This window comes from Aliarcobacter cryaerophilus ATCC 43158, from assembly GCF_003660105.1.
Classification (GTDB): Bacteria; Campylobacterota; Campylobacteria; order Campylobacterales; family Arcobacteraceae; genus Aliarcobacter; species Aliarcobacter cryaerophilus.
This window is the reverse complement of the sequence record NZ_CP032823.1, coordinates 732,213-749,081: the sequence shown is the minus strand read 5'-3', so window position 1 is coordinate 749,081 and position 16,869 is coordinate 732,213. Positions and strand designations below refer to the sequence as shown.

The 16,869-nt window shown below is 28.2% G+C and carries 17 protein-coding genes and 1 tRNA gene; 8 read left to right on the top strand and 10 right to left on the bottom strand.

Going from position 1 to position 16,869, the window contains the following annotated elements:
- The first annotated feature begins 4 nt into the window (after positions 1–4).
- From ACRYA_RS03750 to ACRYA_RS03725, 6 genes are all read left to right on the top strand, one after another.
- Entirely contained in the window at positions 5–214 is a 210-nt protein-coding gene (locus ACRYA_RS03750; protein WP_105917709.1) for a hypothetical protein, read from the top strand.
- A gap of 2 nt (positions 215–216) precedes the next feature.
- Positions 217–966, top strand: a complete 750-nt coding sequence (locus ACRYA_RS03745) for a type IV secretion system protein (protein ID WP_105917710.1) — start codon at positions 217–219, stop codon at positions 964–966.
- 3 nt (positions 967–969) lie between these two features.
- Positions 970–1,302, top strand: coding sequence for a lipoprotein (locus tag ACRYA_RS03740; RefSeq protein ID WP_105917711.1), 333 nt, complete (start codon positions 970–972; stop codon positions 1,300–1,302).
- On the top strand, positions 1,299–1,562 hold the full coding sequence (locus tag ACRYA_RS03735) for a hypothetical protein (RefSeq protein ID WP_105917712.1): 264 nt from the start codon (positions 1,299–1,301) through the stop codon (positions 1,560–1,562). The genes ACRYA_RS03740 and ACRYA_RS03735 overlap by 4 nt, the downstream gene beginning before the upstream one ends.
- Positions 1,559–2,476, top strand: coding sequence for a TrbL/VirB6 family protein (locus ACRYA_RS03730; protein WP_105917713.1), 918 nt, complete (start codon positions 1,559–1,561; stop codon positions 2,474–2,476). Before ACRYA_RS03735 ends, ACRYA_RS03730 begins: the two co-directional genes overlap by 4 nt.
- Positions 2,477–2,675: 199 nt before the next feature.
- The gene (locus ACRYA_RS03725) at positions 2,676–3,020 is read left to right on the top strand and encodes a hypothetical protein (RefSeq protein ID WP_105917714.1); all 345 of its coding nucleotides are present in this window, start codon (positions 2,676–2,678) and stop codon (positions 3,018–3,020) included.
- A gap of 185 nt (positions 3,021–3,205) precedes the next feature.
- On the opposite strand, the gene ACRYA_RS10685 is transcribed toward ACRYA_RS03725, so the two are convergent.
- The 5 genes from ACRYA_RS10685 to metX form a co-directional block, all read right to left on the bottom strand.
- A tRNA-Glu gene (locus ACRYA_RS10685) sits at positions 3,206–3,281 on the bottom strand.
- 62 nt (positions 3,282–3,343) lie between these two features.
- On the bottom strand, positions 3,344–3,787 hold the full coding sequence (locus ACRYA_RS03720; protein ID WP_105917715.1) for a Sua5 YciO YrdC YwlC family protein: 444 nt from the start codon (positions 3,785–3,787) through the stop codon (positions 3,344–3,346).
- Positions 3,788–3,789: 2 nt separating this feature from the next.
- Entirely contained in the window at positions 3,790–7,032 is a 3,243-nt protein-coding gene (gene carB / locus ACRYA_RS03715; RefSeq protein WP_105917716.1) for a carbamoyl-phosphate synthase large subunit, read from the bottom strand.
- Positions 7,033–7,119: 87 nt separating this feature from the next.
- Complete coding sequence (xseB, locus tag ACRYA_RS03710; protein WP_105917717.1) at positions 7,120–7,329, bottom strand: exodeoxyribonuclease VII small subunit; 210 nt, start codon at positions 7,327–7,329, stop codon at positions 7,120–7,122.
- Positions 7,330–7,331: 2 nt separating this feature from the next.
- The gene (gene metX / locus ACRYA_RS03705; RefSeq protein WP_105917718.1) at positions 7,332–8,435 is read right to left on the bottom strand and encodes a homoserine O-acetyltransferase MetX; all 1,104 of its coding nucleotides are present in this window, start codon (positions 8,433–8,435) and stop codon (positions 7,332–7,334) included.
- A gap of 168 nt (positions 8,436–8,603) precedes the next feature.
- Between metX and ACRYA_RS03700 the strand changes: the two genes are divergently transcribed.
- Together ACRYA_RS03700 and ACRYA_RS03695 are read left to right on the top strand one after the other, a co-directional pair.
- A complete protein-coding gene (locus tag ACRYA_RS03700; RefSeq protein ID WP_105911956.1) occupies positions 8,604–8,864 on the top strand; it encodes a hypothetical protein in 261 nt (86 codons plus the stop codon).
- Positions 8,864–9,958 carry a YeeE/YedE family protein gene (locus ACRYA_RS03695; RefSeq protein WP_105917719.1) on the top strand — a complete coding sequence of 365 codons (1,095 nt, stop codon included), beginning with the start codon at positions 8,864–8,866 and terminating at the stop codon, positions 9,956–9,958. The genes ACRYA_RS03700 and ACRYA_RS03695 overlap by 1 nt, the downstream gene beginning before the upstream one ends.
- A gap of 69 nt (positions 9,959–10,027) precedes the next feature.
- Here ACRYA_RS03695 and ftsZ read toward each other — a convergent pair whose 3' ends face one another.
- From ftsZ to ACRYA_RS03670, 5 genes are read right to left on the bottom strand one after another with little or no spacing between them, the layout of a single operon-like run.
- Positions 10,028–11,137 (bottom strand): cell division protein FtsZ, encoded by a 1,110-nt coding sequence (ftsZ, locus tag ACRYA_RS03690; protein WP_370684718.1) that lies wholly within the window; start codon positions 11,135–11,137, stop codon positions 10,028–10,030.
- A gap of 47 nt (positions 11,138–11,184) precedes the next feature.
- Complete coding sequence (gene ftsA / locus ACRYA_RS03685) at positions 11,185–12,567, bottom strand: cell division protein FtsA (protein WP_105917721.1); 1,383 nt, start codon at positions 12,565–12,567, stop codon at positions 11,185–11,187.
- Positions 12,568–12,569: 2 nt separating this feature from the next.
- Complete coding sequence (locus ACRYA_RS03680; RefSeq protein WP_105917722.1) at positions 12,570–14,036, bottom strand: peptidylprolyl isomerase; 1,467 nt, start codon at positions 14,034–14,036, stop codon at positions 12,570–12,572.
- 60 nt (positions 14,037–14,096) lie between these two features.
- Entirely contained in the window at positions 14,097–16,427 is a 2,331-nt protein-coding gene (locus ACRYA_RS03675) for an AAA family ATPase (RefSeq protein WP_228199780.1), read from the bottom strand.
- Positions 16,411–16,776 carry a hypothetical protein gene (locus ACRYA_RS03670; RefSeq protein ID WP_105917723.1) on the bottom strand — a complete coding sequence of 122 codons (366 nt, stop codon included), beginning with the start codon at positions 16,774–16,776 and terminating at the stop codon, positions 16,411–16,413. Before ACRYA_RS03670 ends, ACRYA_RS03675 begins: the two co-directional genes overlap by 17 nt.
- Between the last annotated feature and the right edge of the window lie 93 nt (positions 16,777–16,869).

Sequence of the window (16,869 nt, the reverse complement as noted above, 5' to 3'; positions counted from 1 at the left end):
AAAAATGGAAATTAAAAGTAATGAAATTATTGATGAGCGAGTAGAAGCTATTTTTCAAGAGTTTTTGAAAGATTTAGAAACTCTTTTTAAAGAGCTAGAAAATAGAGAGTTAGAAATTAGAAAGGAGCTTAAAGAGTTAAAAATTAAAGATGATGAGCTAGAAGCTCGTTTACAAGATATAAAAAATAATACAAACTTAAACAAGGAAAAATAAATATGAAAAAATATCTAATTAGTGCAGTTCTAAGCACTCAATTACTTTTTAGTTCAGGAATACCAACAGTTGATGTCCTTGCTATTGCTCAAACTTTAGCTCAAAACATCAAAGAGATAGCAGAGTGGAAAGAAACAGCCGAAAGATGGAGTGATACAGCTTCGCACTACTCTAGCCAATTAACAGCTTATGAAACTGAACTTATGAGTAAAACAGGTATTCGTGATAGTGTTGGATTTGTAAAAGATTTAAACAGATTACAACAATATGCGAAAGTATATGGTGATGACTATTTAGATTTAGCTAAAGCTATGGCAAACCCTAGTTCAAATATTGGGAATTTATCAAGAAGTTTATTTCAAAAATATAATGTTTTTGATAGATGTGAAAATCAAATTTACAAAGATTGGGAAAAAGAGAATTGCAAAATGAAACTTCAAAGAGAAGTTACACAAATTGCAACAGTTCAAGAAACTAAAAAGATGGTAGATGCATCAGCAGAAAATTTAGAAAAATTATCTAGCAGAGTTTCAAGCTCACAAGATATAAAAGATAGTCAAGATATAGCAAATGCTATTAATATGGAAATGGCTCAAATGCAAATTATCCAAATGAAAATTGATATGATGGAAAAAAACAATCAAGCTATGGCAAGAGCAGAAGAAGAGCAAAAACAAAGACAATTTGAAAGTACACTAAATAAACATAGTGATTTTTCAAAATTTAATTGGTCAATAAACAAGGAGAAGTAAAAAATGAAAAAAATTATATTTGGAATGGCTATAAGTTTAGCTTTTTTATTAAGTGGTTGTGGAGAGAGTGCAGAAGATAAAGCAAAAATTGAATATAGAGAAAAAATATTTGCTATACAAATTGTTAAAAATGATATTGAGCAACAAGCTAAAGCCATCACAAAAGAGTATGAAAAAGTTTATGGAATGAAAGCTAATGTATGGTTTGAAGAACTAAAACAAACAAATGAATGGAGTGCTATGAAGCAAAAAGCATACGATACAGTTAAAGGGAAGCATATAGATTTTTCAAAATTTGATTGGTCATTAAAACCTGATGATAAGGCAAAAAAATGAGTGAACAAAAAATTATATCTTTTATGAAAATAGCTTTTAATCCTTTTAGGATCATAAGCTTATTTTTTCTATACATATCAAGATTTTTTGGTTTTTTTGCAGATTTATTCGACAATATAAGTCAAAAAATCAATTTTAAAATAGAGCCTAAAAATAAACCTGATATTGGTGAAAACCAAGGCAAATTTATAATCATTTTACTTTTGATAGTTCTTATTGCTATTTGGAGTAATTATTTAAGTCAAAAGGGGATTTTATGAATTTCTTTCAAGGTTTAGGAGCTTTTGTTTCAAGTATATTTAATTTCTTAAATTCATCAGATATTCAAACTATTATTCAAGCTTTAGCTAGTTTATTTGGAATTACAGTTACTCTTTGGGTAATGTTTGAAGCTTATAAATCTTTTGCTGGTAAATCTCAAGAGCCTTTAAGAGAATTAGTTTGGAAAATTGTATCAGCTTCTCTTGTTATTTCAGTTGCTACTAATCAAGGTGGATTTATGGAAACTTTAAAGGTAGCTTTTGAGGGTCTTCATCATCTTATGAGTGGTGATATAAACTTATTTGCTAAATTAGATAAACTATTTGATGAAGCAATAAAACTAGCAAATATAACATATCAAGCCACTCCAAGTAGTATACCAGGGGCGATTTTAGGTACTTTATGTATGTTATTAATTTATTTAGGTTTTGTTATAGGTGCAGTTCCTACATTTTTAATAATTGTTTTTACAGAGCTTACTTTAAAATTACTATTATTACTTTTACCAATAGCTGTATTTGCTCTAGCTTTTGGTTTCTCAAAACAAATATTTAATCAATGGCTAAATATGTTTATTTCAAATGCTTTAACTATTTTAATAGTTGGTTTAATAATGTCAGCAGTAATGGGAACATACACAGATTTTCAAACATCATTAATTAGTAATGTAGGAAATAATATTGAGCCAATGGGAGTAGCTCTGCAATCTTTTATTATGGGGATAATAATGTTAGGACTTGTAAAAGTTGCTCATTCAATAGCTGAAAAACTAGGAACTGTTTCAATTGAAGCTATATCAAAAAGTGCTTTAGGTAGTCAAATATCAGGAAGTGCAACGAATACAGCAAATGTAGTAAAAGCTCCAAGTTCAATTATTAAAACTTTTCAACCAAAAAATCCATCAACTAATTAAAAAATAAATATGGGGTAGTATAAAATTTTTATACCACCCTAGTATAAAAAATTATATCTGTTCATTTCAATTAAATGTATTGAACATATATCTATACTCTTTTTTGGCTTCAACATTTTTTATTTAATAGAAATGTTTTAAAATGAAGTTTGGAAAATATATAAATGATATTATAATATATCAAATAAAGGAGCAAAAAATGACAAAAAAAGTAGATACAAATAACATAACAGAATATGGAATAAAAATAGTTATGGACGAAGAAAAAATCCTACGAGAGGGAAAATATAGTTTAGAAGAGATATATAAAAATATTGATTATTTAGCTGAATTTTCAAGAATGAAAAAAATAGATAAATTCTACTATGTATCAAAAAATGATAGTCCGTCTGATTTAGGTTGTTTTGTATGGAGTAATTTAGAAGAACAAGATTGGTTTATAGACAATGTAAAAGAGTGGCTTTGGCTAGATAAAGATGATGGAGTTCACGATATTTTTGCTCGTATCATAGAAAAAAGAAGATTAAATGAAAAAATCTCTTAATTTTGATTTAGATACAAATATTTATTAATATTTAGAGTAAAGAAAATATATCCATATCTTTTTTTGGCTTTATAACTCAATATTATTTGTTCAAAACCACACCCCAAACCACACCCTACTTTATTTCTTTTAGGCAATAAAAAATATTTATATAGATTAAACTACGATTATATAGTACTTTGAAATGGCGACCCCAGAAAGATTCGAACTTTCGTCATCAAGAGGAAATCTTGAGGTCCTTGGCCGCTAGACGACAGGGTCTTAAAAAAGAATTTTGATTATAGTTTAGTTTGCGTTTTATTTTGCTTAAAACAAGACAATGACTATCTTATTTTTTTTAATCTATTTTTACTTAATTTATAAATCTTTGAAGAGAAAGTTTCAAAAAATCCAACATTTCCTACAACTTCAACATCACATTTTTCAAAAGCAAAATCATAATCAAAACTTTCTTTTGTTTTATTTGCAGAGGTTGAAGATAAAACTCTGAATTTTTTTATAAAATCAAAAAAGCTAGAATCAGATTTTACAACCCTAAAAGAGTTTGAATTTGGATATATAAATGTAGTTTTAGAACTATTTCTCACGATTTTTCTAAACTTTTTTGGAACTCTTGCAAACTCTTTTAAAGTTACAAAACTATCCAAAGTTTTAAGAATTTTTTGATTGGAAGGTCTTTGTTTTATATTTGATAGTTTCTCATCATTAAATGATGAGAAACCAACAGTTGTATCTGTTTGTACCAAATATACTAAATCTGGATTCATTTTTAGTAGTTTAAATACTCTTGAATTGATTTCGGAGTTGAAACATCTGACGTTTTCATCTCTTTGATTGCATCTGTAGCAGCAAATGCAGCAGCAACAGTTGTAAAATAAGGAACACTCATTCTTAAAACTGCTCTTCTTATCTCTTTTCCGTCATCTTTTGAAGCTTCTTGTTCTCCACTTGTATTTATTGCCATTACTATATCACCATTTGTCAATAAATCTGTGATATTTGGTCTTCCTTCACTAACTTTTAAAACTTTCTCACAAGCAATTCCAGCTTCAGATATAATTTTTTCAGTTCCACCTGTTGCACATATTGTAAATCCACTATCAACTAAACTTTTTGCAATAGTTGAAGCAAACTCTTTGTCCAAATCACATAAAGAGATAAATACTTTTCCACTTTTTGGAAGAGAGTTTTTAGCTGCATTTTGTGATTTTGCAAATGCCATCGCAAAATTTGAAGCAATTCCCATAACTTCACCTGTACTTTTCATTTCAGGACTTAAAAGTAAATCTGCACCTACTAGTTTATTAAATGGGAAAACAGACTCTTTAACAGCAACATGATCTTTTAATCTTGGTTTTAAAACACCATTTTCTTCATATACAATATCTCTATCATATACTTTTAATGCCTCTTTTAAACTTTGTCCCCACATAACTCTAGTTGCTATTTTAGCAAGTGGCATTCCTGTTGCTTTAGATACAAAAGGAACAGTTCTAGATGCTCTTGGATTTACTTCGATTAAATAAATCTCTCCTTTATGAATTGCATATTGAGTGTTCATAAGCCCAACAACTCCAAGACCTAAAGCCATCTCTTTAGTTTTTGATTCTAATTCTTTAATTAAATCATCACTTATAGAAATTGGAGGAAGTGAACAAGCACTATCACCTGAGTGAATACCAGCTTCTTCAATATGTTGCATAATTCCACCAATATAAACCTCTTTTCCATCACAAATACAATCAACATCAAGTTCGATTGCTCTATCAAGGAATTTATCAATTAAAACAGGAGCATCATTTGAAACACTTACTGCTTCATCCATATATTGTTTTAACTCTTCAGTAGAGTAAACAATCTTCATACCTCTTCCACCAAGAACAAATGAAGGTCTTACTAATACTGGATATCCAATTTTTTCAGCTATTTTTATAGCTTCATCGAGTTTTACAGCTGTTCCATTTTCTGGTTGTAAAAGACCAATTTTTTCAACAAATGCAGAGAATTTTTTTCTATCTTCCGCTAAATCAATAACATCTGCTGTTGTTCCAATAATTTTTGCTCCAGCTTTCGTTAAAACTTGTGCAAGTTTTAAAGGAGTTTGTCCACCAAAATGAACTATTACACCATCTGGTTGCTCTTTTTCAACTACACTTCTTACATGTTCAAAATCAATTGGTTCAAAATATAAAACATCTGATGTATCATAATCTGTACTTACAGTTTCAGGGTTACAGTTATACATAATTGTTTTAACACCCATTTCAGTTAGTGCAAAACTTGCATGTACACAACAGTAGTCAAACTCAATTCCTTGACCAATTCTATTTGGTCCTCCACCAATAATCATAACTTTTTTCTGAGTTGATTTAGGAATTTCTACTTTTGGAATTTTTGAAACATTTGTAGTTGAATATAAGTATTGGTTTAGAGCTTTAAACTCTCCTGCACAAGTATCAACTTCATTGTATTCAAAATCTATATCCAAAGCTTTTCGTGCAAGATATACATCTTCTTCAGTTTTTCCAATAACATTTGAAATAAATTTATCGCTAAATCCATTTGATTTAACTTTTCTTAAAAGTGCTTCATCTTTTAAAATTGCAGGAGTCATAGAAAGTTCCATCTCGTACATCTCTCTAAACTTAGCTAAAAACCAAGGGTCTATTTTTGATAACTCAAAAATATCTTCATTTGTTAAACCTTGTCTCATACCATCCATTAGATATTGAAGTCTTTTATCATTTGGTCTTCTGATTTCTTTTTTGATTAATTCTAAATCTGTTGTTATACTATCAAATCCACTAAGACCAGTCTCTAATGAACAATAAGCTTTTTGAATAGTCTCATTAAAATTTCTTCCAATAGACATAACTTCACCAACACTTTTCATAGAAGTTGTCAAAGTAGAATTTGCTTTTGGGAACTTTTCAAATGTAAATCTAGGAACTTTTGCAACAATATAATCAACTGCAGGCTCAAAACTTGCTAATGTTCCTGTCATATCATTTGTAATCTCATCTAGTGTAAATCCAACTGCTAGAAGTGTTGAAACTTTTGCTATTGGGTAACCAGTAGCTTTAGATGCAAGTGCTGAGCTTCTTGAAACTCTAGGATTCATCTCAATTACAATCATTCTTCCTGTATTTGGGCACATAGCAAATTGCACATTTGAACCACCACTATTTACTCCCACTTCTCTTAAAATTGCAAAAGAAGCTTCTCTCATAACTGCATACTCTTTATCTGTAAGTGTAAGTGCTGGTGCAATAGTAATACTATCACCTGTATGAACTCCCATAGGATCAAGATTTTCAATAGAACAAACAACAATACAATTATCATTTGTATCTCTAATTATCTCCATTTCATACTCTTTCCAACCTAAAACAGACTCTAAAATCTCAATTTCATTAATTGGTGAAGCATCTAGTCCAGCTTGTGCCAAAGATTTAAACTCTTCCATATTATAAGCAACTCCACTTCCAGCTCCTGCAAGAGTAAATGAAGCACGACTAATAACAGGGAATCCTATATCTTTTGCAAGCTTCATAGCTTCTTCAAGAGTATAAGCATTTTCACTTCTTGGTAAATCTAATCCTATTTTTTTCATACTTTCAGTAAAAAGATGTCTATCTTCACCTTTTTTAATAGCTTCTGGATGAACTCCTAAAAAAGTAATTCCCTCTAAAAGCCCTTTTGAATACATTGATGTTGCTATATTTAATGCAGTTTGTCCACCCATTGTTGGCAAAATAGCATCTATATTCTCTTTTTTAATTATATTTAAAACAACCTCTTCTGTAATTGGTTCTATATAAGTTTTATCAGCAAATTCTGGATCTGTCATGATAGTTGCTGGGTTTGAGTTCACAAGAACAACTCTATATCCTAGCTCTTTTAAAGTTTTTGTTGCTTGAGTACCAGAATAATCAAACTCACACGCCTGTCCTATAACAATTGGTCCTGAACCAATCAACAAAATGTTTTTTATATCTTCTCTTTTTGGCATAACTTTCCTTTCACTGATTTAAAAATTTGGCAAGTTTATCTAAAAAGCACTTAAGGTTTCGTTATAAAGCCTCTATTGTATAAAGTTTTATAAGGAATTATTGCTTTGAGTAACAAAAATTAATTTTGCTTCTTCTAGCAACTTTTGAGCAAGTTCTAACTCTTTTAAACCATCGTTATATAACTTTAATGACTCATTTATTGTAATTTGTGGGTTTGAAAGTTTTTCTAAAAGCTCTTTTGCTTTTGCAATTTTATCTTCAAAATTAATATCTTCTTTATTTTTAATATCTTCCATTTTTAATCCTTTAAAATATCTTTTATATGTTCTTTAAATTTCTCAACTTCAACTAAAAAAGAGTCATGACCACTTGAACTATCTACTAATTTAAATGTAACTTGCTCTTTTTTACCTATTTTTATCATAATATCTCTAATCTCTTCCATCTCATTTGGAAAAAACAACATATCATCTTTAAAAGCAATTAAATGAAGTTTTCCTTCTATTTTTAAAAATGAATCCTCTAATTTATCTTTATTTCTTCCTGCATCAAAAATATTAATTGTTTTACAAATATAAAGATAAGATAATGGATCAAAAAATTTGGGAAAACTATAAGAGTTGTGTTCAAGATATTTTTCTATCTCAAATCTTCCAAAAAGTTCATAAAGTCCATCTGTTTCAACATAATCTCTTCCAAATTTGTTTATAAATAAATTTGGACTCAAATATGCTATTAATCCAGCCATTCTTCCAACAGCAAGTCCAACTAATCCTTTTGCTTTTAAATCATCTTTTTCATAATTTCCATTTTTAAAATTTATATCGTGTCTTATTGCCTCAATAGCTATTTTATTTAAAGCTATTGCCCAAGGTCTTGTATATGCAGTTGTTGCCATTGGAATATAGTGTTTTGCAAAAGTTGGATGTTCGATTGCATAACAAAGTGCTTGCATTCCACCCATACTTCCACCAACAACTGCAACTGCATTTTTTATACCCAATTTTTTATAAAGTCTCATTTGAGCATTTACAATATCTGAAATTGTTAGAACAGGAAATTTTAATCTATACTCTTTTTTTGTTGATGGATTAATACTCAAAGGACTCGTAGAACCATATGAACTTCCTATGTTATTTGAGCAAATTACAAAATATTTTTCTGTATCAATAGCTTTTTTATCTCCAATAAATTTATCCCACCAACCAGCTTTCGCCTCATTTTCATAACGACCAGCTGCGTGATGACTTCCAGATAAAGCATGACAAATAATTATAACGTTTGATTTATCTTCATTTAATTTTCCATAAGTTTCATAAACTATCTCAAACTCTTCAAGAAGTCTTCCACTTTCAAGATAAAGTGGTTCATTAAATTTCTCTTTTTTTGTCTCTATTTCCAAAATATATTCCAAATTTTTCTATTTTTTGGATTAAAGTCTATCTAAACTAAAATAAAAAAGCCTTTTAGTGACATATTTTTAAGAAATTTAAACATAAAAAACTTTTTACACATATAATATAAGTAAATTTTTATATAATTATAGTTAAAAATTATATAAAGGATTTTTGTGAATAAAATTGAAGAGTTAAAAAAACTTTTAGAAAAAGAGGTTTTACCAGAATTAAAAACTGAAATAGAAGCTTTAGAAAAGTTACTTTCAAAGAAAAATGATGAAGAGATAAAAGAGGAATTAAACTATTTTTTAGAAGTAAAAAAGTTTTATGATGAGGCTTTGAAACTTATAAATGAAAATAAATTAACTCAAAATGAAGCAGAAAATATTTTGCTAGATTTAGAAGACATGGAAGATGATGAGGAGGAAATTTAGTGTTTGATTTAGAAATTTATGAAATTGTTTTTATAGCATTTTTTGCTATTGCTTTTGTATTTGGTTTTTTTGCTCAACAAAAACAGTTCTGTTTTAGTGGAAGTTTAAAAGATTATATACAAATTAAATCAACAAAAAGAGCAGCTAGCGTAGTTATGGCTATGATTGTAGCTATTCTTTCTACTCAAATATTTGCATCTATTTTTGATATAGATTTGAGTTCTAGTAGTTATTTTAAAAATAATATTAACTACTTTGCTATTATTGTTGGTGGTGCTTTATTTGGTGCTGGAATGATGATAGCAGATGGTTGTAGTAGCAGAAGTATAGTAAAATTTTCTCAAGGTGATGCAAATGCTTTGGTAACTCTTCTTTTTATTGCAATTTTTGCATTTGCAAGTACAAAAGGGATTTTGTTTGGAGTTGTAAATGGTTTTATAAACAATCAATTTATGATAGATATTTCAAGTAATTTATCAAACTTTACTCTAAATATCTACTTTGTTTTAGTTATTTTAGTTTTACTTTTGGCATATTTTGTAAAAAAAGTAAAAAGAGTTTTTAGTTTATATGATGGTGTTATTATTGGATTTTTAGTTGGTCTTTCTTGGTTGATTTCTGGATATATTGGAGCTGAAAGTATTGAAAAAGAGATTCAAGTTCAAGCTTTAAGTTATGTATTTCCTAGTGCAAAAACTTTAGAATTTTTTACTTTTTTTGAAATAACAGAGTTATCTATTGGAGTTTGTATTGTTTTAGGTGCAATTTTTGGTGCATATTTTTCAACATTTTTTAATAAAAAATATAGTTTTGGATGTACATCAAAAATGAATTTTAATAAACTAAAATACAATATGATAGGTGGCTCTATGATGGGAGTTGGTGGAATTATGGCTATTGGATGTACTGTAGGGCAAGGTTTAAGTGGTATTTCTACTCTTGTGTTTAGCTCATTTTTAGCAATAATTTCTATAGGAGTATCTGGTTTTATAACTGGAAAAATACTTTATAAAAAAGATAAACTTCCTATGTGTTTCTTATTTGAGTGGGAAGATGATGATAAAAAACAAAAACCTTTGGATTACGAAATATAAATAAAAAAAGCATACAAGCTCAAATATTTGAGTTTGTATGCTTATATATTTTATTAAATGATTTTAGTTTTAGTGAAGAGGATACTCTACTGTATAACCTCTCATAAGAGGTGGAGTATCAAGAGTGCTTTCAACTGCTTCAACTTTTATAGCTTCAATCTCATTTTCATTGCTCTCTTTTTGTTCCTCTTTTATCTCATTTTTAGATTCAAATCCAGTTGCTATGATAGTAATTTTTACTTCATCTCTTTCAAAATCTGTATCTGTTGTAGTTCCAAAAATAATTTGAGCATTTATATCTACTCTTTGATTTATATTATTCATAACATCTTCTATTGCAAAAAGAGAGATTTCTGGACTTATTGTAAAGTGAATTAAAATTCCTTTTGCTCCATCCAAAGGCACTTTTTCTAGTAAAGGAGAGTTTATAGCATTATCCAAAGCTCTACTTGTAGCTTCATCGCCTTTTGCTTTTCCTATTCCCATTAAGGCGATACCTTTATGCTTCATAATAGTTTTAACATCTGCAAAATCGGCATTTATATCATTTCCACTACCTGGATTTAATATAACTTGGCTCATTCCATTTACAGCTTGATATAAAATATTATCTGTAACTTTAAAAGCATTTTTTATACCAATTGTCTCATCAACAGCTTCTCTTAGTTTATCATTTGCAATAACAATCAAAGAGTCACTAACTTTTTTAAGCTCTTCAAGACCTAAATTAGCCAAAGCGGCTCTCATTCGTCCTTCAAAACCAAAAGGCTTAGTAACAACAGAAACAGTCAAAGCTCCAACTTCTCTAGCTGCTTTTGCAATAATAGGAGCAGCTCCTGTTCCCGTACCTCCACCCAATCCAGCGGCAACAAAAACAATATCTGAACCTTTTAGTGTCTCTTTTATCTCATCATAACTTTCAAGTGCTGAGTTTCTTCCAACTTCAGGATCCATTCCAGCACCAAAACCATTTGTAAGCATAGGTCCTAATTCAATCTTTTTTGGAGCTTTTGAGATATGAAGAACTTTTAAATCTGTATTTGCAACTATTAAATCAATCATATGACTACCTTCTTCAATCATATAATTAATCATATTACAACCACCTCCACCAACACCTATTACAGCGATTTTTGGAAGATTGTTTGATAGTGCTTTTGTAGGCATATCCTCTTTTATTGTTATATCATCTACTCTAAATAGATTATGACTGCTACTATTTTCCATTAAAACCACTCCTCAATTTTTTTCCAAAGTCCAAGACCTTTTTTCTTTTTATCTTTTGGTAAAGGGTCTAAGATTGTATCATTTGTTCTTATTCTCATATCAGGTCCAGCTTGTCCAATATGTGAAGTTGGTGGAGCAATAAACTTATCATGAACTTGACCTTTTCTAATAGGTCTAATTAATTTTTTACTAGAATCTAATTGATAACCTCTATTCATTCCTAAAGCAAACATAATTAATCCAACAACTGTTGCCATATTTGGTTCATCAAAACTAACTCTAAATGAATTTGGAAGATTTTTTGGAGCTGAAACTGTTACTGGAATTTTCTCAAAGATATTTTTTGTAAGCTCTTTTATTCCACCTAGTTCACTCATTCCACCTGTTAGTACTATTCCTGAACCAATATTATCAAGTAATGCATTCTTTTTTAACTCATTTTTAACTAAAACCAAAAGTTCTTCTACTCTTGCATGAATAATTGTTTGAATATGTCCTAAAGGGAACTCTTTGAAATACTCTTCATCATTTATTTGTGAAACTCCAACATTTGAAGGTCCAACTTCTCCATTTCCAAAGTAATCTTTGATTAAAGAACCATACTCAATTTTTATTTTTTCAGCTGTTCTAAGAGGTGTATTTAACATCAAAGATAAGTCATTTGTAATATTTTTTGAACCAACTGGAATAAATCCATTATAAATTATAGAGTTTCCTTTGTGATATACAAACTCAGTTGTTGAAGCACCTAAGTTAATCACAACTGCACCTATTCTTTTTTGTTGTTCATCTAAAACTGCTAAAGATGCTGCATAAGAATCAAGTACAAATCTAACATCATCTATACCAAAAATTCTTAGTGCTGATTTTATATTAATTAGTGCATTTCTTTTTGCAGTTACAATATAAACAGATGCTTCAAGTTTTGAACCATTCATATTAAAAGGGTTTTCTACTTCTTGATCATCTACTTTAAAAAATAGTGGTATTACGTGAACAACATCATAATCAGGCAAAATTATAGAGTTTGAAAGAGCCATTTGCATTGCTTGATTTATATCAGTTTCAGAAACAAGTCCATTTGGAATAGTTACATATCCAGTTGCTTTGATTCCTCTTGTGTAATTTCCAGAAATAGATACAACAGTCGTTCCAATAGTCTCTGTTACACTCTCTTTTGCTTGAAGTATTGCATCTTTTATTGTTCTTGAAACATCTTCAATATTTGTTATAAGTCCTTTATTTACTCCAACACTATCTTGAACACCAAAACCTAAAATTTCAATACTATTATCTAAATCATATTTTGGTTTAGTTATTACTGCACTTGTAACACTTGAACCAATATTTATTGTAAGAAAAATATCATTTGTATTATTCAAAACTACTCCTTTGTTTGCATTGATGTTTTTATTGCAATACTATTTTCAAGTTTTTTAAGTAAATTTGATAATAAATCAGAATTCTGAACTTGTTTTATCTCATCTCTTACAAAACTATCTTTTGCCTTGTCATAAGAAGCCATTTTTGAGTCGTTTATTCTATATAAAACAACTTTTGAACCAACTTTTGCAATTCCATCTTTTGTAGAACTAGCAAAAAGTTGTCCAAGAAACTCTATTGCTTCTTGCTCGTTTAATCCTTTAATTTTAGCAGCACTTGCTCTATTTACACCAGTTGCTTCATTTCCTTTAAAATCTTTTAGACTATTTTTTGCTAATTCGTCTAATTTTTTTGCTTTCAAATTAAGCTTATAGTTTTCAATTACTTTTGCCCTTGCTTGTTCAAAAGTTAAATTAACAGAAGAGTTTAATTTTGATAGTTTTACTATATAAAATCTATTATTTTCAAAAAATGGTTTTAAAATCTCTTCTTTTTTTAACTCTTTAATTTTTTGAACATTTTCAGGTAAAAATGGAATTTTAGTCTCAGAATAAGTTGCTTTTTTATCAAAATTATCTTCAGATTTTTTAAGTTTTAAGTAAAGAGTAAGAGCCTCTTTTTTACTAAAACTCTCATCTAAATCTCTTATAATCTCATCTTTTGCCTCTTCAAAAGATTTTAACTTTCCATTTTCAAATTTATAGTCACTTTTAAATTTGTCAAAATGATTTTTTATATCTTCTTGCGTAGAGTTAGAAGAAGAAAGAGGAAACTCTTTTATCTCTAAATCATAAGAAACTTCACTTTTATATGCATTTTGATTTTCATCAAAATATTTTTTAAGTTCACTCTCATCTACACTGTTTACATCAACATCATCCAAAGTTAATATTTTATAAGTAATATCATCTTCTATAAATAATAGTTTGCTAATATTTTCTATCTCATTTGGAGTTGGTTCTATACTAAAAAGAGCTTGAACTTTTTGAAAAAGTATTGAATTTTTAAGACTATTTTCAAACTCTTGAGGTGACATTCTATTTTGTTGTAAAACATTTACATATTGATTTTTGTTAAATTTACCATCTACTTTAAACTCTTCATAATTAATCAACTCTTTTGCAATCTCTTCATCAGTTACCATCAAGCCTAAAGAGTTACCATAAGACATAAGAAGGTTTTTTTGTAAAAGTTGAGAAAATGCAACATCTTTTAATCTTAATTGCTCTGCTAACTCTTTATTAAAAGATGCTCCAAAAATTTGTGAATATTGATTATAAAGATTTGAATACTCTTGCTGGTACTCTTCTACACTAATCTCTTTATCTCCAACAGTTGCAACAACGCCACCTTTACTACCATAGTCATATGATCCCCAACCTACAAATCCAGCACCTACAAAGGCAATAGTACTAATCCAAATCGTAATAACCAACCACTTTTTATGTCTTTGCATCCAAGTTATCATAAAATAAACCCTTAAAAAAAATTTAGAGATTATGATACAAAAATCTTGCTTTTATGTTATTTAAACGCTTATGGATAAACTATTTGTTTCAATTTTTTTATCTTTATTGCACAATAAATCATTTATAACACTCTCTCTTATTGTTACTTCTATTTTTTTACAAGCACTTTTAAAAGCTTCTTCTTCTCCAACAATAAAACACATACTTTTTGCTCTTGTTATTGCTGTATAAAGTAGTTTTGTGTTGTGCATTATATAGTGTGAGAAACTCATAGGAATTAACGCATTTTCATACTCCATTCCTTGTGTTTTGTGAATTGTTAGACAATATGCTAAATTTAAAAGATGATGAATATTATCAAAGTCGTAAAAGACAACCATATCATCATTTGGATATAAAACTACACACTTTTTCTCATCAAAATCTAATTTTATTACTAATCCAAGCTGTCCGTTATAAACTCTTCTTTCCATAAATTCAGTAGAATTTGATTTATACATACTCATAGTCTGAGCTTTCATATTCTCATTTTTTATATGAATTACTTTATCTGTAAGCTTATATTCAATCTCTTTTATCTTCAAACTTTTATTTTTTGTATGATTAAATAATCTTTGAAGTTCTATATTTAAATTTTCAACTCCTAAAACTCCACCTTTCATAGGTGTAATTACTTGAAACAAAGTAAGTGCTTTTCCTATATTTTTCTCTTTTATAAAATCATAGTAATTTTGTATATAATTACTTGCAATATTTAAAATATTATTTAAAATATAATCACTATTTTCACCTCTCATATCTGAAAATTCATTTTGACTTAAAGAATTTTTCATAGAGTAGTAATTTCCTATTGATACATCAACAAACTTAAAATCCTCATACTCTTCTTTATAATTTGGTAATTCACCTTTTCTTATATCATTTGCAATTACTGCTATTGCTTGATTCTCATTTTGTCTATAAATTTTTGTAAGTTTACATATTGGGGCTAGTTCATATTTTATACTATCAGCTAATATATTTCCAGCTCCAATAGCTGGAAGTTGCCCATCATCTCCCACAATTATAAAAATTGTATCATCACTTATTTTACTTATAATTTGAGAAAAGGTAACAGAATTTACCATTGAAGCTTCATCTAGTAAAATAACTTTATATGGAAAAAAATCTTTCTCTTTATGTTTTACTAAAAGACTTTGAATTGTGCTTGAGTTATAACCTGTTGTATCACTTATTCTTTGACTTGCAATTCCACTTAAAGCAATAGCTATAATGTCATCATAACTAGCAATCTCTTCTAAAAGCTCTAAAATGGCTCTACTTGAAGTAGATTTTCCTGTTCCTGCATATCCTATTAAAAATAGCGTTTTTTCTCCAGAATTTATTAATTCAACTGCTTTTTGTTGTTCACTACTTAGAGTAAACCCCAAAGTTTTTTGTTTTTTTTCTAAATATTCATCAAAACTATCTATAATTTTTTTATTTTTACTATCTTTTCTTATATTAAAAAAATCTAATATTTTCTTTTCACAATAATATAACATTGAAAGAGCAATACGATTTTCAGTTGTACTATAAATCTCCTCTTTTGCTAACATTTCAACTAATATATTTTCATAAAGTAAATCCTCTTTAAAAAACCTCAAACTATCATCTAAAAGTTTATAAAGATGAAATTTATCTATTGAAGAGTTGCCGTTGTTATCGCAATACTCTCTTAAAGTATAATTTAAACAAGCTTTTATTCTAAAAGGTGATTTTACATCTATTCCTAAAGCTTTTGCTATCTCATCTGCTCTTTTAAATCCTATTCCTTTTATGTTTATCAACATATATGGATTTTGTTTTATCTTTTCAATTAAGTTTTCAACTTCACTAAAAGTTGAATATATTTTTGTAATTAGATTTGAAGTAACTCCAAATTTTCCTAAAAAAGCACCAAGTTCTCGAAGATGTTTAAAAGAGTGCCAAGAGTTTAAAATTGATTTTAGTTTTTTCTCTTTTATACCTTTAAAATTTAAAAGTTCATTTGGATTTTCATCTAAAATCTTTATTAAGCCTTCTTCTCCATATTTTTCTAAAATCTCTGTTGCTGATTTTTTTGTAAAACCTTTAATTATTTTTGTAAGGAAAAAAAAGAGTTCGTGCTCTTTTACCTGTAAAGTATTAAACTCAAATTGAACTCCATATTTACTATGAGTTATCCAATTTCCAGTTAATATTACCTCTTCTCCTACAAGTTTTTCAATATCTGCATCAAAATAGACTCCACAAATTTTTTGATTATTTTCTAAAACTGCAATAGTATATTTTGTTTCATCATTTTTGTATAAAACTTTTTTTAAAACTCCACTAAGATTGAAGCTTTTTTCACTAGTTTCCATCATCATACTTATCTTTTTTATGCTTATCTTTTTTATATGAACTCTTGTTTTTCTCTTTTTGAAGTAAATTTGCCTCTTTTAAAAGTATAGCTCTCTCATCTTCAAAACTTTCGCTAGGATTTTTTGTAAAAGCAATAGTCTTTTCAATAAAACTATTTAGTAAAGAGTAATAATCTGAATAAAGATCAACTTTTTGTGATTTACACATATCTTCATAATTTTTTGAAGTTCTTTTTAAAAAAAGTTCTTTATTGAAATTTTCCAGTTTCAACAAAGATATTGTTCTTGTTAGAAATTTCTCAACAACTCTTATATAACGAATTCTTAACTGTTTTTCGTTTATTTCAAAACCCATTTTTTAACTTTAATATTTTTTGAATCATATTATTTTTAATATCACTTTTTTTTAAATTATAAGATTATAACCAAATCTATTTTAAAATAGTTA